This window comes from Streptomyces sp. NPDC046308, from assembly GCF_055588065.1.
Window position 1 is genome coordinate 481470 of the sequence record NZ_JBVJFB010000004.1, and the last position, 23983, is coordinate 505452.

Consider the following 23983-nt stretch of genomic DNA (forward strand, 5'->3'; position numbering starts at 1 on the left):
CTGACCTCCGGGGAGGAGGGTCCGTGATGTCGTGCGCCCATCATAGGAATGCGGCTCGCGCTCTGTGACGCACCAGGGGTGGTGAATCCTTTGCGGAGCCGATCGTTCCTACCGTTTTCTACCGATATCTGTGTTGCTGAAATGTTCGGGCGGGTCCTCGGCAGGCCGACCGGACGGTCTGGCGGTCAGTCCTGGGCCGGGGAACGGGGTGGGCTGACGGTCGTACGCGGCTGCCTGCGCTGCGACGAGGTACGGATGATCAGCTCGGTCGGGACGACCTGTTCGACGGGCCGTCCGGTGTCCACTCCCTCGATCGCGTCGATGAGCAGCTGCACGACGGCGGTGCCGATGCGGCGCGGTTTGAGGGAGAGCGTGGTGATGGGCGGTTCGGTGTTGGCGTAGACGGTGGACTCGCTGCAGCACACGAGCAGCAGGTCCTCGGGGACGCGCAGGCCGTAGCGCCGGGCGGCGGCGAGCAGGTCGGTGCCGTTGGGGTCGAAGAGCCCGTAGACGGCGTCGGGCCGGTCGGGTCGGGCGAGGAGCCGGTCGGCGGCGACCGCGCCTGCGCACGGGTCGTGCGCCGGGTAGGACTCGTAGACGGGGTCCTGGCCGACGCGTTCGCACCAGTTGAGGTAGGCGGTGGTGGAGAGCCGGGTGTAGGTGTCGGTGGTGGTGCCGGTCAGCAGCCCGATCCGGCGGGCGCCGGCGGCGGCGAGGTGGTCGAGCAGGCCGAGTACGGCGGCCTCGTGGTCGTTGTCGACCCAGGCGGTGACGGGGAGGGAGCCTGCGGGCCGGCCGTCGGAGACCACCGGCAGGCCCTGGCGGACCAGTTCGGTGACGACGGGATCGTGGTCGGAGGGGTCGATGACGACGGTGCCGTCGAGGGCGACGTTGGACCACACGTCGTGGCGTGAGGTGGCGGGGAGGATGACGAGGGCGTAGCCGCGGGCGAGCGCGGCCGAGGTGGCTGCCCTGGCCATCTCGGCGAAGTAGGCGAATTCGGTGAAGGTGAAAGGTTCATCCCCGTACGTCGTCACGGTCAGGCCGATGAGGCCCGACTTGCCGGTACGGAGGGTGCGGGCGGCGGCCGACGGGCGGTAGCCCAGCCGGTCGGCCACCTCGCGAACGTGGCGGCGGGTGGCGTCCGGCAGCCGCCCCTTGCCATTGAGCGCGTCGGAGACGGTTGTGATGGAGACGCCCGCCGCGGCGGCCACGTCCCTGATGCCTGCCCGGCCCTGTCGGCCGGCGGCCCGCCGGGTGGTCTCGGTCCGGCTCACCTGATGCTTCCCTGCTGCTGTCATGGCGAGCCGATAGTAGGGCTCGGTGGGGTGGGTGGTCCGGGTGCATATGCACGCGTTGACAGGCACGATTCTGCATGGTTCGCCACCCCCAATGACCTTGGAAATGAAGGTATTTGGTCGCTTAGGGTGAGGGTGGAGCTTGTCGGCGGGTCCGGGCATGCCAAAACGGTGTGGTCTCGGGACGTTCTCAACTCACCTGCACGAGGGACGCGCGCCACGGCGCAGGCCACCGGCGCGCGCATATATGCGCGCGCTCCCCCGCATTCCAGGCGCCCCCATTCTCGGAACGGCGGAATCCTCATAAGGTGAGCAGTATTGAGTCGACGGCGACGTCGGACGGGACGGTCGAGGAGGACCTGCGGTGAGCGAGAAGAGCCCGAAGCTGCGCGCCGAGCTGGACGGCATTCCGACGTACAAGCCCGGGAAGCCGGCTGCCGCGGGAGGGCCCGTCGCGTACAAGCTGTCGTCGAACGAGAACCCGTACCCGCCGCTGCCGGGCGTGCTGGAGACCGCCGTCTCGGCGGCCGGCAGCTTCAACCGGTACCCCGACATGGCCTGCACCGGCCTCGTGAACGAGCTCGCCGAGCGCTTCGGGGTGCCGGTCGAGCACATCGCCACGGGCACCGGCTCGGTCGGCGTGGCCCAGTCGCTGATCCAGGCGGCGGCCGGCCCGGGCGACGAGGTGATCTACGCCTGGCGCTCCTTCGAGGCGTACCCGATCCTCACGCAGATCTCGGGCGCCACCTCGGTGCAGGTCCCGCTGACCGACGGGGACGTGCACGACCTGGAGGCCATGGCGGCGGCGATCACCGACCGCACCCGGCTGATCTTCGTCTGCAACCCGAACAACCCCACCGGCACCGCCGTGCGCCGCGCCGAGCTGGAGCGCTTCCTGGACCGGGTGCCCTCGGACGTCCTGGTGGTCCTGGACGAGGCGTACCGCGAGTTCGTGCGCGACACGGACGTCCCGGACGGCGTCGAGCTCTACCGCGACCGCCCGAACGTGGCCGTGCTGCGTACGTTCTCCAAGGCGTACGGCCTGGCCGGCCTGCGGGTCGGATTCGCCATCGCGCACGAACCGGTGGCCGCGGCGCTGCGCAAGACGGCCATGCCGTTCGGCGTCAGCCAGCTCGCGCAGGACGCGGCGGTGGCCTCGCTGCGGGCCGAGGACGAGCTGATGGGCCGCGTCGGGGCGCTGGTGGGCGAGCGCGCGCGGGTGCACGAGACGCTGCTCGCGCAGGGCTGGTCCGTGCCGGACACCCAGGCGAACTTCGTGTGGATGCGGCTGGGGGAGCGGACCGCCGAGTTCGCGGCGGCCTGCGAGAAGGCCGGTGTGGTGGTCCGGCCCTTCGCGGGCGAGGGCCTGCGGGTCACGATCGGTGAGACCGAGGCGAACGACCTCTTCCTGCACACGGCGGAGGCGTTCTTCAAGGAGCTGTAGGCGGCCGCCGTTGTCCTGGCGGCCGGACCGGTCAGGCCCGGTCAGGCTCGGTCAGGCCCGGTCCGGGCCTGCGGGGACGGTCTAGGCCAGTTCCACACGGATGGGATCGCCGTCGCGGACGGTGGAGAGCAGGCGGGGGTCGCCGTCGAACGAGCCGAGCACGTTGCACGGGCTCGCCAGGCGGCTCTCGCCTCCGCGTGAGATGGGTGTGGGGCCGTAGGGCAGCGCGAGCGCGTCGCCCTCGGTCCAGAACGCGACCGTGCCCGGCTCGACGACCTGCCGGGCGTCGTGTTCCAGGGCCACGGATACGCCGGTGTCGAAGTAGACCTCCTCGCCCCAGGTGTTCGCGGAGGCGGAGATCGGAAGGGCCTCGGCCAGCGCCTTGCTGGTCGGGGTCTCGTCGAGGGTTGCGGTGAGCTGGCCCGCAGGCCAGGAAATCCGTATCTGCATGAGCCGCATTCAACAATTTGTTGAATGGATTGGCTAGAGGGGTACCCCCCTGGCGATCGTGGATGGCAGTACGACATAATGCTTGTGAATGTGAACGCGTTCACAAGCTGTTCCGCTTCCTCCCGGATTGAGTGGGACACAACAGACAGGCTGCGCGTGACCACGGCGACGCGAAGGAGACGATGACGTGGACCTGGCTTTGGCGCCGGAGACGCTGGCGCGATGGCAGTTCGGCATCACCACCGTCTACCACTTCCTCTTCGTACCCCTGACGATCTCGCTCGCCGCGCTCACGGCCGGCCTGCAGACCGCATGGGTGCGCACCGAGAAGGAGAAGTACCTCAGGGCCACGAAGTTCTGGGGCAAGCTTTTCTTGATCAATATCGCGATGGGTGTCGTCACCGGCATCGTCCAGGAGTTCCAGTTCGGCATGAACTGGTCCGACTACTCGCGTTTCGTCGGCGACATCTTCGGTGCCCCCCTGGCATTCGAGGCGCTGATCGCCTTCTTCTTCGAGTCGACCTTCATCGGCCTGTGGATCTTCGGCTGGGACAAGCTGCCCAAGAAGATCCACCTGGCCTGCATCTGGATGGTGTCCATCGGCACCGTGCTGTCCGCCTACTTCATCCTGGCGGCCAATTCCTGGATGCAGCACCCGGTGGGCTACCGCATCAACAAGGAGCGGGGCCGGGCCGAGCTCACCGACTTCTGGCTCGTGCTCACCCAGAACACCGCCCTCACCCAGTTCTTCCACACCATCACGGCCGCCTTCCTGGTGGGCGGCGCGTTCATGGCCGGCATCGCCGCCTTCCACCTGGCGCGCAAGAGGCACATGCCCGTGATGCGGAGCTCGCTGCGGCTCGGCCTGGTCGTCATGATCATCGCCGGTATGGGCACGGCCCTGAGCGGTGACCTGCTCGGCAAGGTGATGTTCAAGCAGCAGCCCATGAAGATGGCCGCCGCCGAGGCGCTCTGGGACGGCGAGGCGCCGGCCCCCTTCTCGGTCTTCGCCTACGGCGACGTGGAGAAGGGCCACAACAAGGTCGCGATAGAGGTTCCCGGCCTGCTGTCCTTCCTGGCCAACGACGACTTCACCTCGTTCGTCCCGGGCATCAACGACGTCAACAAGGCGGAGCAGGAGAAGTTCGGCCCCGGCGACTACCGGCCCAACATCCCGGTCGCCTACTGGGGCTTCCGCTGGATGATCGGCTTCGGCATGGCCTCCCTCGGCGTCGGCGTGCTGGGCCTGTGGCTGACCCGCAAGAAGTTCATGCTGCCGCCGGGTCTGCGTACGGGGGAGGACGAGGTCCCGAACCTGGTCCTCTTCAAGAAGGCGCTGAGCCCGAAGTTCGCCACCCTGTACTGGATCGTCGCTCTCTGGACGATGGGCTTCCCGCTGATCGCCAACTCGTGGGGCTGGATCTTCACCGAGATGGGGCGCCAGCCCTGGGTGGTCTACGGAGTCCTGCGCACCCGGGACGCGGTCTCGCCGAACGTCTCCCAGGCCGAGGTGCTCACCTCGATGATCGGCTTCACCCTCCTCTACGCGGTGCTCGCCGTCATCGAGGTCAGGCTCCTCGTCAAGTACGTCAAGGCCGGACCGCCCGAGCTCACCGAGGCCGATCTCAACCCGCCCACCAAGATCGGCGGGGACGACAAGAACCCCGACCGGCCGATGGCCTTCTCCTACTGAGGCTGAGGAGACCGCACGATGCAACTCCACGACGTCTGGTTCGTACTCATCGCCGTCCTGTGGACCGGCTACTTCTTCCTGGAGGGCTTCGACTTCGGGGTCGGCGTACTGACCAAGCTGCTCGCCCGCGACCGTACGGAGAGGCGGGTCCTGATCAACACGATCGGGCCCGTGTGGGACGGCAACGAGGTCTGGCTGCTCACGGCGGGCGGCGCGACCTTCGCCGCCTTCCCCGAGTGGTACGCCACCCTCTTCTCCGGCTTCTACCTGCCGCTGCTGCTCATCCTGGTCTGCCTCATCATCCGCGGCGTCGCCTTCGAGTACCGGCACAAGCGCTCCGAGGACCGGTGGCAGACCAACTGGGAACACGCGATCTTCTGGACCTCGCTGATCCCCGCGTTCCTGTGGGGGGTGGCCTTCGCCAACATCGTCCGCGGTGTGAAGATCGACGAGAACATGGAGTACGTCGGCAGCCTCTTCGACCTGCTCAACGTCTACTCGCTGCTGGGCGGTCTGGTCACCCTCACCCTCTTCACCTTCCACGGCGCGGTCTTCACCTCGCTCAAGACGGTCGGTGACATCCGGGAGCGCTCGCGGAGGCTGGCGACCGGGCTGGGTGTCGTCACCGCCGGGCTGGCACTGCTCTTCCTGATCTGGACCCAGGTCTCCCGCGGTGACGGCAAGAGCCTGATCGCGATGGCCGTCGCCGTGCTGGCACTGCTCGGGGCGCTCGGCACCAACCTGAAGGGCCGCGAGGGCTGGTCGTTCGCACTGTCCGGGATCACCATCGCGGCGGCCGTGGCGATGCTCTTCCTGACGCTCTTCCCGAACGTCATGCCGTCCTCGCTGAACGACGCCTGGAACCTCACGGTCACCAACGCCTCGTCCAGCCCGTACACCTTGAAGATCATGACGTGGTGCGCGGCCGTGGCCACCCCGCTCGTCCTCCTCTACCAGGGCTGGACGTACTGGGTGTTCCGCAAGCGGATCGGTACGCAGCACATCGTCGACGTGCACTGAGTCACCGCGCCACCCCGCCCGTCCGACCCTCCCCGAGGGGATGTTTCACGTGAAACCGATCGACCCGCGCCTGCTTCGGTACGCCCGCTCGACCCGCCTCTTCCTGGGCGCGGTCGTGGCCCTGGGGCTCGTCGGGGCGGGGCTGGTCGTCGGTCAGGCGATGCTGATCGCCGAGATCGTGGTCGGAGCCTTCGAGGAGGGCCTGGGCGGCGAAGCGCTCCGGACGCCGCTGCTGCTGCTCGCGGCGGTGGCGCTCGGACGCGGCCTGATCGCCTGGCTGACGGAGCTGGCCGCGCACCGCGCCAGCGCGGCGGTCAAGTCGGAGCTGCGGGGCCGACTGCTGGACCGGGCCTCGGACCTCGGCCCCGGCGGGCTCACCGGCCAGAAGACCGGATCGCTGGTGTCGCTGGCCACCCGGGGTGTAGACGCGCTCGACGACTACTTCTCCCGCTACCTGCCCCAGCTGGGTCTCGCGGTGGTCGTGCCGGTGGCGGTGCTGGCTCGCATCGTCACCGAGGACTGGGTGTCGGCGGCCATCATCGTGGTCACGCTCCCCCTGATCCCCGTGTTCATGGTGCTCATCGGCATGGCCACCCAGTCCCGGATGGACCGCCAGTGGCGGCTGCTGTCCCGACTGTCGGGCCACTTCCTCGACGTGGTGGCCGGTCTGCCCACGCTGAAGGTCTTCGGCCGGGCCAAGGCGCAGGCCGAGTCGATCCGAAAGATCACGGACGACTACCGGCGCGCGACGATGCGGACCCTGCGCATCGCCTTCCTCTCCTCCTTCGCGCTGGAACTGCTGGCGACCCTGTCGGTGGCCCTGGTCGCCGTGACCATCGGCATGCGACTGGTCCACGGTGAACTGGACCTCTACACCGGCCTGGTCATCCTGATCCTGGCGCCCGAGGCGTACCTGCCGCTGCGGCAGGTGGGGGCGCAGTACCACGCGGCCGCGGAAGGACTGGCGGCCGCGGAGGAGATCTTCGAAATCCTGGAGGCCCCCGCCACCGGTCCGGCGGGGACGGCCGCACTGCCCGGCGGCGCCCCCCTGCGGATCGAGATCGACGGGGTCGCCGTCCGCTACGAGGGCCGGGGCGAGGACTCTCCCGGGCCGGTCTCGCTGACCGTCGCGCCGGGGGAGTGCGTGGCCCTCACCGGTCCGAGCGGCGCGGGCAAGTCCACCCTGCTCCAGGTACTGCTGGGGTTCGTGACGCCGACCGCCGGGCGGGTGCGGATCGCCGGCGTGGACCTGGCCGAGCTGTCGCCGGCGCACTGGCGGGAGCAGGTCGCCTGGGTGCCGCAGCGGCCGCACCTGTTCGCGGGGACGATCGCCGAGAACGTCCGGCTGGCCCGCCCCGGAGCCTGCGACAGCGACGTGGACGAGGCCCTGAAGGACGCCGGGGCCTGGGACTTCGTGACCGCGCTGCCGCGCGGGGCGCAGACCCTGCTCGGCGAGGGCGGCGTGGGACTGTCCGCCGGGCAGCGGCAGCGGCTGGCCCTGGCGCGTGCCTTCCTCGCGGACCGGCCCGTGCTGCTGCTGGACGAGCCGACGGCGGCCCTGGACGGTGAGACCGAGGCGGGAATCGTGGACGCGGTCCGGCGGCTGTCCGCGGGGCGGACCGTCCTGCTGGTCGTGCACCGGCCGGCGCTGCTCGCGGTCGCGGACCGGGTGGTTCCGATGGCGGCGGGCGGGCCCGCCCAGCTCCTCGCCGACGGACGCCATGTCGAGGGGGCTCTCGCAGAGGGGACCCGCCTCGACGGTGCTCTTCCCGAGGGGCCCGACTCCGCGGGGCCGCTCCCCCAGCCGGGCGCTTCCCGTGCCGGGAGCCGTGCCCAGTCCCCCGGCGACAGCGGCACCGACGCCGGGGAGTGGATCCTCGGCGCCGCGCCCGAGCGGGTGCGGGCGGGCGGCGGGACCGACGCGCGTGGGGCCGATCCGCTGCGCCGGGTGCGGGCCGTGGCCAAGGCCTGGCGCGGACGGTTCAGGCTCGGGCTGCTGCTCGGGGCGCTGGCCGTGGGATGCAGCGTCGGCCTGATGGCCGTGTCCGGCTGGCTGATCTCACGGGCCTCCGAACAGCCGCCCGTGCTCTATCTGATGGTGGCCGTCACGGCCACCCGGGCCTTCGGAATGGGCCGCGCCGTCTTCCGGTACGCGGAACGGCTCGTCTCCCACGACGCCGTGCTGCGGATGCTGGCCGACCTGCGGGTGTCCGTCTACCGGCGGCTGGAGCGCATCGCGCCCGCCGGGCTGCGCGAGCACCGGCGCGGGGACCTGCTGGCCCGGTTGGTGGCCGACGCCGACGCCCTCCAGGACTACTGGCTGCGCTGGCTGCTGCCGGTGGGCACCGCGCTGCTCGTCGGGACCGGTTCGGTCGCCTTCACCACCTGGCTGCTTCCCGAGGCGGGAGCCGTGCTCGCCACCGGGCTGCTCGCCGCCGGCGTCGGTGTGCCGCTGGTCAGCGGGGCCTGCGCCCGCCGGGCGGAGCGCAGGCTCGCGCCCGCCCGGGGCGAGCTCGCCACCCGGGTGGCCGATCTCCTCACCGGCACCGCGGAGCTGACCGTGGCCGGTGCGCTGGAGGACCGCAAGGGCCGGGCGCGTGAGAGCGACGGTGTGCTGACGCGCATCGCGGCGCGGGGCGCGGCCGCGAGCGGGCTGGGCGGCGGGCTTTCCGCCCTCGTGTGCGGGCTCACCGTGGTGGCCGCCGCGGCCCTCGCCGCGAACGCCGTCCACGACGGGCGGCTGTCCGGGGTGGCCATGGCCGTCGCGGTCCTGACGCCCCTCGCCGCCTTCGAGGCGGTGAACGGGCTGCCGCTCGCCGTCCAGTACCGCCAGCGGGTGCGCCGCAGCGCCGAGCGGGTCTACGAGGTCATCGACGCACCGGTCCCGGTCGCCGAGCCGGAGCAGCCCGCCGCAGCCCCGGCTTCGCCCTTCCCGCTGCGGCTGACGGGGCTCGCCGCCCGCCACCCCGGCCAGGACCGGGATGCCCTGCACGGGCTGGACCTGACCCTGGAGGCCGGCCGCCGCATCGCCGTCGTCGGCCCCTCGGGCTCCGGAAAGACCACGCTGGCCCAGGTCATGCTGCGCTTCCTGGATCCGCGCGAGGGCGCGTACACCCTGGGCGGGACCGACGCGCGCACCCTCGACGGAGACGACGTCCGCGCGCTCGTGGGCCTGTGCGCCCAGGACGCCCACATCTTCGACAGCTCGGTGCGGGAGAACCTGCGCCTGGCCCGGACCGGGGCGAGCGAGGAGCAGCTGCGCGACGCCCTGGCCGCGGCCCGGCTGCTGGAGTGGGCCGACGGACTTCCGGACGGCCTGGACACCCTGGTCGGCGAGCACGGCGAGCGGATCTCGGGCGGTCAGCGCCAGCGACTGGCCCTGGCCCGGGCGCTGCTCGCGGACTTCCCCGTACTGGTGCTGGACGAGCCTGCCGAGCACCTGGACCTGGCCACGGCGGACGCCCTGACCGCTGACCTGCTCGCCGCGACCGAGGGCCGGACCACCGTGCTGATCACACACCGACTGGCCGGCCTGGCTGCGGTCGACGAGGTGATCGTGCTGGACCACGGCGAGGTCGTGCAGCGCGGCGCCTACGCGGAGCTGGCCGCGGCAGAGGGACCGCTGCGGAGGCTGCTGGAGCGCGAAAGGGCCACGGACGGGACTTCGGCCAACTTTCCCCGCTAATGGGGACTAACTAGGCTCAAGAGCATGTCAGCGCAGCAGTCGCAACAGCCGCCGGATTCTTCGGATCCGCTGCCGGATCCCTCGCCGGCCGCACTGGCCGCACCGGCCGCACCGGCCGCGTCCGTGACGTCGGACCCGCTGGTGGCCGCCACCGACGCCACCAGGAGCCTGCAGGGCCTGTCCACCGAGCTCACGGCCCGGGTACCGCAGCTGCTGGAGGCGATGCGGTCGGTCGGGACCGGCCTGGAACTGCACTCCACGCTGGACCGCATCTGCGAGACCGCGGCCGAGCTCGCGGGCGCCCGCTACGCGGCGATCGGCGTCGTCGACACGGAGGGCCGCGGGCTCTCGGACTTCGTCACCCACGGGATCACCCCGGAGCTGGCCCGGAAGATCGGACACCGCCCCGACGGGAAGCGGGGCCTGCTCGGTGCACTGATCTCGCATTCCGACACCGTGCTGCTCGCCGATCTGACGAAGGATCCGCGCTCCGCGGGCTTCCCGGCGCACCACCCGCCCATGAAGACCTTCCTCGGTGTCCCGATCCGGGTACAGGGAGAGATCTTCGGCAATCTGTACCTCGCCGAGAAGAACGGCGGCGGCAAGTTCAACGACTACGACCTCCACATGGTCCGGGTCCTGGCCACCGAGGCCGGCATCGCCATCGGCAACGCCCGGCTGTACGAGGCCGCCACACAGCGCGAGCGCTGGATCGACGGCTCGGTGGCCGTCACCACCGCCCTCCTGTCCGGCGGGGACGCGGACGACGCCCTCGCGGTGGTGGCGGAGCAGGCCCGCCGGCTGGCCGACTCCTCCGCGGGCATCGTGCTGCTGCCGGCCGAGGAGGGCGGGATGGAGATCGTCGCCGTCTCGGCCGACAACCCGGCCACCTCGCTCGGTGTGGTGATCCCGGCCGAGAGCCCGGTGGTGGACAGCCTGTTGCGCGGCGAGCCGGTCTTCGTGGACGACGCCTCGTCCGACCCCCGCATGATCGGCAATCTGACCAGCCAGTACGGGCCCTGCATGATGCTGCCCCTGCACAGCGGCGGGAGGGTGCTGGGCGCGCTGGTCACCCCCCGGGGACGAGGCAAGCGTCCGTTCAGCGAGTCCGAGCGGACCCTGGCCACCCAGTTCGCCTCGCAGGCGGCGCTCGCCCTGATGATGGCCGAGGCGCAGCGCGACCGTGAGCGGCTGGCCGTGTTCGAGGACCGGGACAGGATCGCCCGAGACCTGCACGACCTGGTCATCCAGCGGCTGTTCGCCACCGGGATGATGCTGGAGGGCGCCCAGCGCCGGTCCATCGTTCCCGAGGTCCGCGACGGCGTCGGCAAGGCCGTGGACGAACTGGACGTGACGATCCAGGAGATCCGCACCGCCATCTTCGCCCTCCAGCAGGGCCCTGCGGAGGCTCCGTCCGGGCTGCGCACCCGGGTGCTGAGGGAGATCAACATGGCCGCCGTGCCCCTGGGCTTCAAGCCCGCGCACCGCTTCATCGGCCCGATCGACACCGTCGTCGACGAGCTGGTCGGCAAGAACCTGATCGCCGCGCTGCGCGAAGCGCTGTCCAATGCCTTCCGGCATGCCGACGCGTCCCGGATCGAAGTGGTCCTCGACTGCACCGCCACGCTCGCCGACGGCCGGCCGGGTGTCCGGCTGGAGGTCGCCGACGACGGGGTGGGCATTCCCGAAGGGGGCCGGCGCAGCGGGCTGCGCAATCTACGCCGGCGGGCCGAGTCGCTGGGCGGCGCGAGCTCGTACGGCCCGGGCCTCGGCGAGGACGGCGGCGGGACCACCCTGGTGTGGGAGGCCCCGCTCTGAGGCGCCGGCGCCCGGCGCCTGTGCGCTCGGAGCAGCTGCTCAGGCCTGCTGCTGTGCGATGAGTTCGGCCAGGATCCGCTCGATGACGAGGGCGACCCCGTCCTCGTTGTTGGCGACCGTACGGCCGGACGCAGCCGCGATGACGTCCGGGTGGGCGTTGCCCATCGCGTACGAGGTGCCGGCCCAGCTGAGCATCTCCACGTCGTTCGGCATGTCCCCGAACGCGACGACCTCGGCGGGGGAAATGCCCCGCTCGGCGCAGCACAGCGCCAGCGTGCTGGCCTTGGAGACCCCGTGCCCACTGATCTCCAGCAGGGCCGTGGGGCTGGAGCGGGTGATCGACGCGTAGGCGCCGGCTGCGGACCGCGCCAGCGTCAAGAACTCGTCCGGGGCGATCTCGGAGTGGTGCGCCAGCAGCTTCAGCACGGGCGCGCCGCCCCCGTCCGTGTCCTCCCGCAGCAGCTCCTCGGCCGTGGCGATCCTGGCTGCCGGGTCCTTGAAGAACGGCGGGTACGCCGGTTCGTAGTTGATGCCGGTGGTCAGCTCGACCGCGAAGGACGTGCCGGGGGCGGCGATCCGCAGGGCATCGACGACGGCGAGCGCGGCCGCTCGCGGGAGGGACCTCACCTGGACGAACTCCCGTCCGGCGTGCAGGTCGACGACCGCCGCGCCATTGGCGCAGATCGCGAGGCCGTGCCCGTGGACGTGATCGCTGACCACATCCATCCAGCGGGCCGGGCGTCCGGTGACGAAGAAGACCTCGATCCCGGCCTCCTCGGCGGCGGCGAGCGCGGCGACGGTACGCGGCGATACGGATTTGTCGTCGCGCAGCAGGGTGCCGTCGAGGTCGGTGGCGATGAGCCGGGGCGTGGGGGTGGGCCCGTCCGGGCGCTGAGGAGCCGAGGTCACGCTCCATCTTCGCCCATGGTCGGGGGCGGTCGGACCATGATCGGTTCCGGTTGGCGGACCGGACGATGTTTCACACGAGGCGATGTTTCACGTGAAACATCGCCTCGCCGTAGGCTCGACGCATGAGTCTGCGTCTGAGCACGGTGATCCTTCCGGTACGTCGATGGCACGAGGGAGGCCGCGATCAGTGGCTCCGGGCTGAGCAGCTCGGATTCCACACCGCCTACACCTACGACCACCTGTCCTGGCGGACCTTCCGCGACGGCCCGTGGTTCGGTGCGATGCCCACCCTGACCGCGGCGGCCACCGCCACCGAGCGGCTGCGCCTGGGAACGCTCGTCACCTCGCCGAACTTCCGCCACCCGGTGACCCTCGCCAAGGAGCTCATGTCCCTGGACGACATCTCCGGCGGGCGCGTCACCCTCGGCATCGGAGCAGGCGGCAACGGCTTCGACGCGACCGCGCTGGGCCAGGAGGCCTGGTCCCCGCGTGAGCGCGCCGACCGCTTCGCCGAGTTCGTGCCGCTGCTGGACCGGCTGCTGACCGAGGGCTCGGTCAGCCACGAGGGCACCTTCTACTCCGCCGAGGAGGCGCGCAACATCCCCGGCTGCGTGCAGGGGCCGCGGCTGCCGTTCGCGGTCGCCGCGACGGGACCGCGTGGTCTGCGGCTCGCCGCCCGCCACGGCCAGGCCTGGGTGACCACGGGCGACCCGAAGCTCTTCGAGGAGGGCACCCCCGAGCAGTCGCGGGAGGCCCTGCGCGGACAGCTCGAACGGCTCGACAAGGCCTTCGTGGAGATCGGGCGGGACCCCGAACCCATGGAGAAGATCCTGCTGACCGGTTTCACGCCCGAGGCCAACACCGTGCTGGAGTCGGTGGACGCGTTCGTCGACTTCGCGGGGCGACACCGCGAGCTCGGCTTCACCGAGCTGGTGATCCACGCGCCGATCCCGGACTCCGACTTCGCCGCCGACGAGGCCGTCTTCGAGAAGATCGCCACCGAGGCCCTGGCCCAGCTCGACAGCTGATCCGCTCGCCGTCGCCGTCGCCGCTCCGGACCGGTGCGGTGCGGTGACGGCGACGACGGCCGAGGCCCTACGCCCCGTTCAGCTGCTCGAGAAGACGCTCCGCCGACGGCAGGAGCCAGTCGGGCAGTTCCTCCTCGGGCCGCGTCCGGGCCTCGTCGATCAGCGCGGAGACGCGCGCTGCGCCCGCCTTCGCGTCACCCCGCTCCTGCTCCGTCCAGGCCGCGTTGTTCATGCACTGGAACCGGTCCCGCAGATGATCGGGACCGAGCTCGGCGTAGGCACGGGCGGCCCGGTCCCACAGCTCGATCTCCTCCAGGCGCAGCGCGTCCGCCTCCGCACGGCTCAACCGGGCGGCCGCGACCGGACTCGCGGCGTCGCCGTCATCGGCCGGGTCCTCGTCTTGCGGGGCCTCCTCGTTCGTGCTGACGTGCCGGTCGAGCACCTGAGCCAGCTGGTGCCAGGTCTGGGCGAGTTCCGACCGCAGCTGAGGAGCACCGGGATCCGCGGCCAGGGCCGCCTCCAGCACCCCGGCGGCCTCGTCCATCCGGCCCCGGGCCTGCTCCACCGTCGTGGCGTCGACCTCTTCGCGCAGCCCCAGCCAGGCCAGGGAGCGCAGCACCCGTACCTCGGCCACCGGGGCCTCGCCCGTCAGCCGGTGCAGCTCCAGGGCGCGCTCGTAGGCGGCGATCGCCTCCGCGGGCAGCCCCGCGTCGGACAGGGCGTCGGCGGCCGACTGCGCGAGGCCCGCCTGCGGGCGCGGATCCTCCCAGCCCTTGGTCAGCTCCGCCGCCAGCAGGTACTGCTCCGCCGCGGGCCGGGGCTCGTTCAGCCGGCGCAGCAGGTCGCCCAGGAATTCCCGTACGGACACCGCCTGCTGCTCGCCGTGCTCCAGCAGATCCGGCAGGGCCGACTGCAGGACCTCGGCGGCCTCGGCGGCCCGGTCCTCGCGCGCGTACGCCCGGGCCAGCAGCAGCCGGGCCTGCGCCCCGCCGTCCGCGGTGAGACCGGCCTGGTCGAACCAGTGCGCTCCGGCCAGTGCGAGCGCCGCGGCCTCCCGGGCCGGTCCGCCCCGCCGCAGCACGATGTCCGCGAGGGTCAGCCGTACGACGCCCTGCGCCTCGGCGTCGGTCAGCTCGGCCGCGTGTTCCAGCCCGGAGCGCGCCGCCTCCTCCGCCTCCTCGGGCCGGTCCAGCGACATCAGCACCCCGGCCCGCAGCACCAGCGGGTCCACGGCCTGCCACGGCCGGCCGGCGGTGACGGCCCGCGCGGCGGACTCCGCCAGCAGCGGCAGGGCCCGCTCCGGGTCGCCCTGCGCGAGGGCCACCCGGCCCAGCATCTCCTCGGCGTCCGCGACCAGGTCCGGTGCGACGTCCCCGTAGGCGGAGACGAAGGCGGTCAGCTCGGCGGCGAGCTCACTGTGACCGTGTTCGTCCTCCCCGCCGTGGTGGTGGTCCTCGTGCTGGTCGTCCGATCCGGCCGCCTCGACCGAGCGCAGGTACGACTCCACGCGGATTGTCGACAGTTCCGCGAGCGCGATCCGCCGGGCCCGCAACGGTTCGGCGGCGTCCAGGGCCTCGGCGGACCGCAGGGCGATCCGCAGCAGCTCCCGGATCTCCGCGGGCGCCGCCCCCGACTGCGCGGCCACGCTCGCCAGCCGCAGCTCGGCGAGTGCGGCGCGCTCCGCCCGGCCGAGCGCCCGGTAGGCGTCGCGGACCGCGGTGAGGAGCTGGGAAGCGTCCTCCGCCCCGCGCCGCGCGGCGGACAGGGCCTGCTGGTCCGCGAGGTCGGCGCGGACCAGCGGATCGGGCTCCGGCTGCGCCTCCACGCGTACGGCCACCTCGGCCCACAGGGCGTCCGCACCCGGATGGCCCACGCCACGGGCAGCGCGGGCCCGGTCCACGAGTTCGGAGAACCCTGCGGGCTTCGCGGCCGGCGCGGACACGGCGGCGCCGTCGCCCCCAGCGGCAGCGGCACCGGCGGTGGCAGCGGCACCGACGGTGTCGGTCCGGGGCAGTTCCGCACTGCGCACCCCCAGCGGCAGCGCGCCCACCAGCGGCTCCCGGCCCACCCGCGCGAGGAAGCGGTCCGAGACCCGGGTCGTGCCGTTGCGCGCGTCGAACTGCCGGGCGATGTCCAGGCAGTCCGCGTGGAGCACCTCGTACAGCTCGGAGACCGTACGGGGTGCTCCCTCGTACGGGACGGCCGGGAGCCGGCCGTGGCCGAGCTCCTCCAGACGGCGCAGCAGCACGAGGATGCCGCCGTGGAAGGCCAGCCGGTCGTCGAGATTGGCGAGCGGAGCCACATGGGCGGCGTGCTCGGCCAGGATCTCCAGTCCGCGCGACTCGTTGCCGGTGAGCGCGCAGAACTCGATGTGCTTGCCGACCGACGGCAGCAGGCTGTCGTTGCCGCGGGCCATGCGGTAGCCGCGCACGTGGTTCGAACGGGCCTCGTCGGTCCGGCCGAGCCGCAGCAGCGGCAGCAGCGAGGTGGCCAGGACCCGGTGCGGCTCCTCGGCGCAGACCAGATCACCCGTGAGCACCGGCTTCCAGTGCTCCAGTGCCTCGGCGTCATTGCCCTGCACGACGGCGTACTGGCCCTGGCCGTTGAGCTCGCAGGCCTGGCAGTCGCTCATGTCGTCGCGCTCCGCGGCCAGCCAGCGCCGGAAGGCCCGCTCGGCACGCTCGTCGTCGCCGATGGCATGGGCGAGCCACAGCTCGGCCTCGCGCACGGGCCGCTCGCTGTAACCCGCGATCCTGTAGCGGCGCTCCATCTCGTCCAGCCAGCCGACGGCCGACTCCAGCGGGATCCCGGGAGAGTCCGAGATGGCCGAGGCCACCCACTTGAACTGCCAGAACAGCGAGTGGGCGTCCCATTCGCCGAAGGCGCCCGGGTCCTGGTCGTACTCCTGGAGCAGCCGCGCGAAGGGCACCAGCATCTTCGACGACTCGGAACTGTAGAGATACGCGTTGATCAGGTTGTCCAGGGCCTCGCGGAACAGCGGGCGGTCGCCGTTCGCCTCGGCCGCACCGGCCAGGGCCTCGGCGTGCGCGTTGCGCGCCGCGCCGTTCGGCGCTTCACGGTTCTCCGCCAGACCCCGCACGATCTCCTCGCGCGTCAGCGTCGTCACTTCTGGTCCTCCTGGGAATCGCGGGCATCGCGGGCATCGGTGGAGTGCGTCGCCCATTCCAGGAGTCCGAGGAAGGCCCGGTTGAGCAGGGTGGAGTCGGCGGGTCGCAGCGGCCGCTGCGACATCAGCAGGGCCTGGCCGTACAGCGATTCGACGGCGGTGCCGGTCAGCGCCTCGTCGGGTAGGGCGGCGATCCTCCGGATCAGCGGATTGTTGTGGTTGAGGACCAGCCGGGCGCGCGGCGCCGAGCCCCGCAGCGCGCCGAGGATGCCGCTCCACAGGGAGTCGGCGCTCTCCAGCGCGGCGGTGCGGTCGCGCTCCTGGCGGGCCTGGCGGTCGTCGAGGTAGAGCGCGGGGACCGCGACGGGCTGGAAGGCGCGCAGCACCACGTCGCAGCCCTGGGGTTCCAGGCGGGTGCGCGCGGTGGCCAGGAAGGCGGCGAGCTCCAGTTCGGCTGCGGTCGGTACCGCGTCCAGCCGTTCGGTGACGGCTCCGGCGTCCAGCTCGGTGATTTTGAGCTCCGGCCGCACGGCGGGCAGCAGGGCCAGCAGGTCCGCGTCGTAGGTGTAGCCGGCGTTGATGACGCCGAGCCCGTGGGCCGCGGCGATCGGTGCGATCTGGCGGAACTCCTCGACGGTGCGCGTGAAGTGGATGTCCGTGTGGGCGGCCGCGAACTCCTGCAGGCTCATCGAGCCGTCGCTGGTTTCGAACGGCAGCCACGGCAGCATCAGCCCGAGCAGTTCGGAGTCGTGCCGGGCCATGGACTTCACACCGAGGTGATGGACGCGCAGGAAGGCGGCCAGGCGGTCCGGTTCGCTCGCGGCGAGCTCGGCGAGCCAGCCGCGGACGCGGGCGCCGAGCGCCTCCCGTACGGCGGCCAGGGTCTCGTCGTCGTAGAGGTTCTCCCGGGAGGCGGTGGGCCGCAGGGTGTCCGTGTCGAGGACGGCGCGGACGAAGAAGGCCCAGTCCGGCAGCAGGTTGTCGGCCCGGTCCGTCAGCAGCATGCCCTTGAGGTGGACGCGGTGTCCGGCCCGGTGGGCGGGGCTGGTCGGCTCCGGAAGGACGTACGCCACCCCGCGCACGCCGGCGACCGGCAGGTCGAGGTCGATGCTGTCGAGCGGGGTGAAACCGAAGAGCTCCGCGCAGTGCCCGGCCAGTGCGACGCGGCGGGCTGCGGGGGTGGGGAAGGGCCGGTCCCATACGGCGGGGCGGTCGGTGACGGGGCGCGGCGCGCCGCCCTCGCCGTCGTCGAAGGTGATGGCGTACGGCAGGAGGGAGCCGTAGTCGCGGGCCAGTTCCTCGACCCTCGCCGGGACGGTCCACTCCGCGGCGCCGGGGCGGGCTTCGAGGACGACGGTGGTACCGGGCTCCGGGCGCGCCTCGTGGGGAAGTTCGCGGACGGTGTACGAACCGTCGTCCGTGGCGAGCCATTCGACGGGCGCGGCATCGGGGTCGCGGGCGGACCGGGTGACGACGCGGATCTGGCGGGCCACGACGAAGCACGCCAGCAGCCCGATGCCGAACTGGCCCAGGAACTCGCGGCGGGTGGCCTCCAGGCCGTGCTCGGCGATGGAGCCGTCGCCGCCGCGCTTGGAGCTGCGGCCGATGGTGGCGAGCAGGGAATGGGCTTCGTCGGCGGTCAGGCCGATGCCGCTGTCCTCGATGCTCACGCGGCCCCCGGACGCCGACAGCCGGATGCGGACCTCCGCCTCCGGGTCGAGGGCGTGGCGGGCGGTGACCGCGTCCACGGCGTTCTGCAGGAGCTCGCGGACGTAGACGCGCGGGCTGGAGTAGAGGTGGTGAGAGAGGAGATCCACCAGGCCGCGCAGATCGACCTGGAAATTGTGGGGTGCGGACGTCATGGGGCGTCACCTCGCGTACGTGCAGGGATGGTTCGGTGATCGCGAGGTGCCCCCCTCACGGATCCCGGAGTGGGACACACATTAGGGGGATGGTCCGACAATCTCAGCGTGAATTCCCGCCCGGGGGAGCGCCCCCGGAACCGCCGGTGAAAGCGCTGCCGGATGCGCTGCCGGAGCTACTGGAAACGCAGGAACTGCGGCGGCACCGCGTCCACCAGCCACACCCCGTTGGCGCTGATCCGGAAGACGTGCCCGGCCGCACGCATCGCACCGGCGTCCACGGCGAGCACGACGGGCCGCCCGCGCCGCGCGCCGACGCGGGTCGCGGTCTCCCGGTCCGGGGACAGGTGCACGTGGTGGCGGGCCATCGGGCGCAGGCCCTCGGCGCGGATCGCGTCCAGGGCGGCGGCGACGGTGCCGTGGTAGAGGTACGCGGGCGGTTCGGCCTTCGGAAGGTCCAGGTCCACGGCGACGGTGTGCCCCTGGTTCGCCCGGATCCGGGTGCCTTCGACGGCGAACCGCTGCTTGTCGTTGGCGGCGACGACGTGGTCGAGCTCGGCGCGGCTGAAGTGGAATCCGTGGGCGGCGGCGGCCCCCAGCAGATCGTCGATCTCCACCCAGCCCTGGGGATCGAGCACCAGTCCGATCCGTTCCGGCTGGTGCCGCAGGTGTTTCGAGACGTACTTCGACACCTTCACGGTGCGTCTTTCATCCATGGCCCCAGCGTGCCCGCTCGGGCGGTCTTCCGGCAGGGAATTTCGGGGCTGCCCGATGGTGGACACCCCCTATCGCCATTCCAAGATGCGGAATATATTTTCCGCTGCCACTTCTGCCCAGGGGGAGAAACCATGACAGCCCATACCTCTCTGCCACGCCGTGCGGCCGCCGAGCTGATCGGGACCGCCGGCCTGCTCGTGGTCGTGATCGGCTCCGGACTGCAGGCCGCCGAGCTCAGCCGGGACACCGGGGTCGCCCTCATCGCCAACTCGCTCGCCTCGGCCATCGGCCTCGGGCTGATCATCACCCTCTTCGGGCCGCTGTCCGGCGCCCACCTCAACCCGGTGGTCACCCTCACCTCCTGGTGGGCCCGGCACACCGGTGGTGCGGGGCTCGGCGGACGGGAGGCGTTGGTCTACACCGTGGCCCAGACCGCGGGAGCCATCGGCGGCGCCCTCCTCGCGGAGACCATGTTCGGCCGGGTCCCGGGCACCTTCTCCACCCAAGTGCGCGACGGCGGACACCTGCTCATCGGCGAGGTGGTCGCCACCGCCGGTCTCGTCCTCGTGATCCAGGGCCTCGGCCGGATCGGGCGCCCCCGGCTCATCCCGGCGGCGGTCGCGGCGTACATCGCCGCCGCGATCTGGTTCACCTCCTCCGGGTCCTTCGCCAACCCGGCCGGCACCATCGGGCGCAGCTTCAGCGATTCCTTCGCCGGCATCGCCCCGGAGTCGCTGCCCGGATTCGTCGCCGCCCAGCTCGTCGGCGGGGTCCTCGGCCTCGCCCTGGCCGCCCTGCTGTACGGGAAGGGGAACGGCAGCGGGAACGGGAACGAGAGCGGCAGCGGGGCCTCGCGGCCCGCGAAGCCGGTGCCGGTCGAGACGGCCGTGCCATCGTCCGTCCCCGAGACTGGGCCGGCGGACGGCGCGAGCCCCACGAAGGCGGCGTACGAGCCCGTCGGCTGAGGCTCGGCCTCGGTTACCCACAGGAAAAGGGGAGTTGTCCACAGCCGTTTGGGTGGGTTTTGACATCAAATGCATGACCCGCCCTGTGGACTACCGGCCGGGCTCCGCCCGGCGCGCCAGATCGTTCATGGTGCGGGCCTGGAGCTCCCGTTCCGTCGCGGCCCGGACGAACTCCGCCACGTGGTCGGGGCCCACCAGGTCCTGCACCGCCCGTACCGTCCCGGCCGGCAGCGCCACCGGCGAGGGCCCCGACGGCTGGGGCGTGCCCGCGGCCCCCAGGTGCCGCTGCAGATGCCGGGTCGCGAACAGCCGCATCGCCCGCGCCAGCTCCGCGTCCACGGTCTGCTGGGCGAGCGGGCGCAGCCGCCGTACCATCGTCGCCGCCTCCGCCGCGTCCGCGTCCGTGGGCGGCACCTGTCCGAGGTAGCGCGCGAAGACGTGCTCGGTGGTGAACTCCAGGAACCGCGAGGCGATGTGCTCCACCTGCCCGCGCAGTTCCCGCAGGTGTCCGGTGATCGCCGACAGCGGCACCCCGGCGGCGTACAGCTCGGCGGCCACCGCGAGCTCCTGCGGGGAGGGCACCAGGAACTGGTCCGGGCGCCCCGGGATCCGCTCCAGGACCCCCAGCTCGCAGGCCTCGCCCACCGCCTCGTCGTCAGGCCGGCCGCCGAACCGCTCGTTCAGCTCCTCCCGGCTGATCCGGGCGGCCTCCTCGTCGGTCCACGGTCCGTGCACCTCGGCGACCAGCCCCAGGACGCCGCCCAGGCCTCGTCCCGCGTCCCAGGCCTCCAGCAACTCCTTGATGGAGGCCAGGGTGTAGCCGCGGTCGAGCAGGTCCGCGATCTGGCGCAGCCGCGCCAGATGCGTGTCCCGGTAGACATTGGAACGGCCGCGCCGCTCCGGCTTCGGCAGCAGCCCGCGGTCCTGGTACGCCCGGATCGTGCGCACCGTCGCCCCGCTGTGGTGCGCCAGATCCTCGATCCGGTACTCGGCTACCGCCTGATCGGACAATCCCGGCTCCCTACGACATCGCGGCTGGGCCGACCGTGCCGCCCGTCGCGGCCCGGGCGGCAGGTGAAGCCGCAAGGTGCTCGACCGCCCTGCGCAGCGAGCCCTCCTGCGAGGGATGGTACGACCGCCGGAAGGAGCGGGGTATGGCCGTGCCGGGCTCTGTCCATCGCGAAACCCCGCTCACAGCTTCGGCTCCAGCCTCGCGAGGCGCCGCAGGACCCGTGGGGCGTGACGGGACATCCACAGGGCGCCCTTGGACTCGGGAGTCACCGGTACGACGGCCTCGTTGCGGACCACGGCGCGCAGGATGGCGTCGGCGACCTTCTCCGGCGGGAAGTTGCGCAGCCCGTACAGCCGCGAGGAGCGTTCCTGGCGGCGCTTCTCCTCGGCCTCGTCCACCCCGGCGAAGCGCGATGTGGCGGTGATGTTGGTGTTCACGATGCCGGGGCAGATCGCGGAGACGCCGATCGACTTCGACGCCAGTTCCGCGCGCAGGCACTCCGACAGCATCAGCACCGCGGCCTTCGAGGTGCTGTAGGCGGGCAGGGTCCTGGAGGGCAGGTAGGCCGCGGCGGAGGCGGTGTTGACGATGTGCCCGCCCTGGCCGCGCTCGGCCATCTGCCGGCCGAAGATCCGGCAGCCGTGGATGACGCCCCACAGATTGACGTCCAGGACCTTCTTCCAGTCCTCGGCCGTCGTGTCGAGGAAGGCTCCGGACAGGCCGATCCCGGCGTTGTTGACCAGGACGTCCACGATGCCGTACTCGGCGGCGACCTTCGCCGCGAGCTTCTCCATCGCCTGCTCGTCGCTGACGTCCACGCACTCGGCCCAGGCCTCGGCGGCGCCCACGAGCCGGGCCATGTCGGCCGTCCGCGCCGCGCCCTCGGCGTCGCGGTCGACGGCCACCACCCGGGCCCCGGCCTCGGCGAACGCGAAGGCGGTGGCCCGGCCGATGCCGCTGGCCGCGCCGGTGACCAGGACCAGCTGGCCGCCGAAGCGGTCGGCGTACGGGCCCGGGGCCTTGAGCTCCGGTGCCCGCGTGGCCGGTTCCTCCCGCGCGGTGACGAACTCGCCGATCCAGGCGGCCAGCTGGTCCGGCCGGGTCCTCGGCACCCAGTGCTTGGCGGGCAGGGTGCGCCGCAGCAGGTCCGGGGCCCAGTGCTCCAGGCCGTCGTAGAGCCGCTCGGACAGGAAGGCGTCCCCGGTCGGGGTGATCAGCTGCACCGGTGCGTGGGCGTACGCGTCGGAGCGGGGCCGGCGCAGCCGCGCCCGCACGTTGTCGCGGTAGAGCCAGGCGCCGTGCGACGCGTCCGAGGGCAGCGAGGCCGTCGGGTACGCACCGGCCGGCACCTTCTCGACGCGCTGGAGGATCGACGGCCACCGCTTGCCCAGCGGGCCGCGCCAGGCGAGCTCCGGGAGGACGGGGGTGTGCAGCATGTAGACGTACCAGGACTTCGCGCCCTGGCCGAGCAGCTGCGCGGCCGCGCGCGGGGTCGGCCGCGCCATCCGCTTCTTGATCCAGTGCCCGAAGTGGTCGAGGGAGGGACCGGACATCGAGGTGAAGGAGGCGATCCGGCCCTCGGTACGGCCGACCGTCGCGAACTCCCAGCCCTGTACGGAGCCCCAGTCGTGGCCGACCAGATGCACGGGCCGGTCCGGGCTGACCGCGTCCGCCACCGCCAGGAAGTCGTCCGTCAGCTTCTCCAGGGTGAAACCGCCGCGCAGCGGCTGCGGCGCGGTGGAGCGCCCGTGGCCGCGTACGTCGTAGAGCACCACGTGGAAGCGGGCGGCGAGCCGCTCGGCGACCTCCGACCAGACCTCCTTGCTGTCGGGGTAGCCGTGCACCAGCAGCACGGTCGGGCGGTCCGCCTCGCCGAGCTCGACGACGCACAGCTCGACCCCTCCGGTGCTCACCCAGCGCTCGCGCGCACCCGCCGGCCATGCCACTCCTGCTCCACTCATACCGCTCATGCTGCCTTCTCCTCGGCCCAGCGCCGCACGTGCGGCAGGTCGTCGTCCAGCCAGAACGCGCTCTCCTCGGGATCCCTGGAGTCGGTGACGACCAGGATCTCCTCGAACTTCGCGCCGGTACCCCGGAAGCCCAGGTGCGGCTCCACCGCCCACAGTCCGGGCTGCGGCGGATGGTCGGAGAAGTGGTACGGGCTCCACAGCGGGGACCAGCCCTCGCGATGCCCGTGCAGGGCGTCACCGGCCAGCCCCTTGAGGGACTGGGTGCCGAACCCGAAGGCGGTCGGGGACCAGCGCCGCTCCTTGACCCGGTCGATCTTGTGCGCGATCACGCCGAACGGATAGGCCCGGTGCCGGTTGGCGTACCCCTGCCGGGTCATCAGCCGCTCGACGTTCTCGTAGATCTCGCGCAGGGAGCGGCGCTCGCGCACCTGCTCCAGGATCAGTACGCGGTGGGCCTGGAGGTCGGACATCAGCCGGTCCTGCACCGGATTCAGTCCGAGGCTGCCGGAGTAGCCGATGTCAGCCGCGTAGCCCTTGAAGACCGGGGCCATGTCGAGGATGAACGGCATCCCCGGCTCCAGCTTCCGGTTGGTCGGGAAGAACTGCAGCGGGATCTTGAAGTTCGTGAAGGCGGTGCGGTCCCCGAACCAGGCGAAGGGCAGGTGGAACCAGTCCCGAACGCCGCGCTCGCGCAGCCACTGGCGTTGCATGCGCGCCGCCTCGCGCTCCGTCACGCCGGGCCGCAGCTGGGCCGCGACGGCCTCGGCGCACTCGTACGAGAGGCGCTGCACCTCTCTGAACCCGCCCAGATCGGCGGCGAGTCGTCCGGAGAGTCGTCCGGTGCGTTGCTTGGTGTCCCCAGCCATGTCAGCCCGTCCATCCGTCCAGCCGTACGCGCCCGTAACTTGACACTGATGAATGTGACAATGACCGGAGATCACGTCAAGGGTCATGCACAGACCTGTGGACAAAGTTGTCCGGTCCA

General features: G+C 72.0%; 16 protein-coding genes. 7 read left to right on the plus strand and 9 right to left on the minus strand.

Features of this window, described 5'->3' with window-relative positions:
- Nucleotides 1-185 precede the first annotated feature (185 nt).
- A complete protein-coding gene (locus ACZ6JT_RS19780) occupies nucleotides 186-1301 on the minus strand; it encodes a LacI family DNA-binding transcriptional regulator (protein ID WP_030028209.1) in 1116 nt (371 codons plus the stop codon).
- A gap of 361 nt (nucleotides 1302-1662) precedes the next feature.
- On the opposite strand from ACZ6JT_RS19780, the gene hisC reads away from it, so the two are divergent.
- Nucleotides 1663-2742, plus strand: coding sequence for a histidinol-phosphate transaminase (gene hisC / locus ACZ6JT_RS19785; protein ID WP_030707773.1), 1080 nt, complete (start codon nucleotides 1663-1665; stop codon nucleotides 2740-2742).
- Between the two features lie 81 nt (nucleotides 2743-2823).
- Here hisC and ACZ6JT_RS19790 read toward each other — a convergent pair whose 3' ends face one another.
- The gene (locus ACZ6JT_RS19790) at nucleotides 2824-3192 is read right to left on the minus strand and encodes a cyclophilin-like fold protein (protein WP_361765355.1); all 369 of its coding nucleotides are present in this window, start codon (nucleotides 3190-3192) and stop codon (nucleotides 2824-2826) included.
- Nucleotides 3193-3379: 187 nt separating this feature from the next.
- Here ACZ6JT_RS19790 and ACZ6JT_RS19795 point away from each other — a divergent pair, with 187 nt between their 5' ends.
- The 4 genes from ACZ6JT_RS19795 to ACZ6JT_RS19810 are packed head-to-tail and all read left to right on the plus strand — an operon-like array spanning nucleotide 3380 to nucleotide 11408.
- A complete protein-coding gene (locus ACZ6JT_RS19795) occupies nucleotides 3380-4885 on the plus strand; it encodes a cytochrome ubiquinol oxidase subunit I (protein ID WP_469211359.1) in 1506 nt (501 codons plus the stop codon).
- An 18-nt stretch (nucleotides 4886-4903) separates the two neighbouring features.
- Nucleotides 4904-5905 (plus strand): cytochrome d ubiquinol oxidase subunit II, encoded by a 1002-nt coding sequence (gene cydB, locus ACZ6JT_RS19800; protein WP_469211360.1) that lies wholly within the window; start codon nucleotides 4904-4906, stop codon nucleotides 5903-5905.
- 49 nt (nucleotides 5906-5954) lie between these two features.
- Complete coding sequence (cydD, locus tag ACZ6JT_RS19805) at nucleotides 5955-9590, plus strand: thiol reductant ABC exporter subunit CydD (RefSeq protein WP_469211362.1); 3636 nt, start codon at nucleotides 5955-5957, stop codon at nucleotides 9588-9590.
- 24 nt (nucleotides 9591-9614) lie between these two features.
- The gene (locus ACZ6JT_RS19810; RefSeq protein WP_469211364.1) at nucleotides 9615-11408 is read left to right on the plus strand and encodes a GAF domain-containing sensor histidine kinase; all 1794 of its coding nucleotides are present in this window, start codon (nucleotides 9615-9617) and stop codon (nucleotides 11406-11408) included.
- A gap of 39 nt (nucleotides 11409-11447) precedes the next feature.
- Here ACZ6JT_RS19810 and ACZ6JT_RS19815 read toward each other — a convergent pair whose 3' ends face one another.
- Complete coding sequence (locus ACZ6JT_RS19815) at nucleotides 11448-12317, minus strand: Cof-type HAD-IIB family hydrolase (protein ID WP_469211366.1); 870 nt, start codon at nucleotides 12315-12317, stop codon at nucleotides 11448-11450.
- Nucleotides 12318-12439: 122 nt separating this feature from the next.
- Here ACZ6JT_RS19815 and ACZ6JT_RS19820 point away from each other — a divergent pair, with 122 nt between their 5' ends.
- Entirely contained in the window at nucleotides 12440-13345 is a 906-nt protein-coding gene (locus ACZ6JT_RS19820; protein WP_469211368.1) for an LLM class flavin-dependent oxidoreductase, read from the plus strand.
- 67 nt (nucleotides 13346-13412) lie between these two features.
- Here ACZ6JT_RS19820 and ACZ6JT_RS19825 read toward each other — a convergent pair whose 3' ends face one another.
- The 3 genes from ACZ6JT_RS19825 to ACZ6JT_RS19835 all read right to left on the minus strand — a co-directional run bounded on the left by ACZ6JT_RS19825 (nucleotide 13413) and on the right by ACZ6JT_RS19835 (nucleotide 19050).
- Nucleotides 13413-16472, minus strand: a complete 3060-nt coding sequence (locus ACZ6JT_RS19825) for a tetratricopeptide repeat protein (RefSeq protein ID WP_469211370.1) — start codon at nucleotides 16470-16472, stop codon at nucleotides 13413-13415.
- The gene (locus tag ACZ6JT_RS19830) at nucleotides 16469-18334 is read right to left on the minus strand and encodes an HSP90 family protein (protein WP_469211371.1); all 1866 of its coding nucleotides are present in this window, start codon (nucleotides 18332-18334) and stop codon (nucleotides 16469-16471) included. The genes ACZ6JT_RS19825 and ACZ6JT_RS19830 overlap by 4 nt, the downstream gene beginning before the upstream one ends.
- Nucleotides 18335-18510: 176 nt before the next feature.
- Nucleotides 18511-19050, minus strand: a complete 540-nt coding sequence (locus tag ACZ6JT_RS19835) for an RNA 2'-phosphotransferase (RefSeq protein WP_469211373.1) — start codon at nucleotides 19048-19050, stop codon at nucleotides 18511-18513.
- A gap of 132 nt (nucleotides 19051-19182) precedes the next feature.
- Between ACZ6JT_RS19835 and ACZ6JT_RS19840 the strand changes: the two genes are divergently transcribed.
- A complete protein-coding gene (locus ACZ6JT_RS19840; RefSeq protein ID WP_469211374.1) occupies nucleotides 19183-20016 on the plus strand; it encodes an aquaporin in 834 nt (277 codons plus the stop codon).
- A 90-nt stretch (nucleotides 20017-20106) separates the two neighbouring features.
- On the opposite strand, the gene ACZ6JT_RS19845 is transcribed toward ACZ6JT_RS19840, so the two are convergent.
- From ACZ6JT_RS19845 to ACZ6JT_RS19855, 3 genes are all read right to left on the minus strand, one after another.
- Nucleotides 20107-21027 (minus strand): MerR family transcriptional regulator, encoded by a 921-nt coding sequence (locus tag ACZ6JT_RS19845; protein WP_469211375.1) that lies wholly within the window; start codon nucleotides 21025-21027, stop codon nucleotides 20107-20109.
- A gap of 180 nt (nucleotides 21028-21207) precedes the next feature.
- Nucleotides 21208-22998: an SDR family oxidoreductase gene (locus ACZ6JT_RS19850; protein ID WP_469211378.1), complete on the minus strand. Its 1791-nt coding sequence runs from the start codon at nucleotides 22996-22998 to the stop codon at nucleotides 21208-21210.
- On the minus strand, nucleotides 22995-23864 hold the full coding sequence (locus tag ACZ6JT_RS19855; protein WP_469211380.1) for a M24 family metallopeptidase: 870 nt from the start codon (nucleotides 23862-23864) through the stop codon (nucleotides 22995-22997). The genes ACZ6JT_RS19850 and ACZ6JT_RS19855 overlap by 4 nt, the downstream gene beginning before the upstream one ends.
- Nucleotides 23865-23983: the final 119 nt, after the last annotated feature.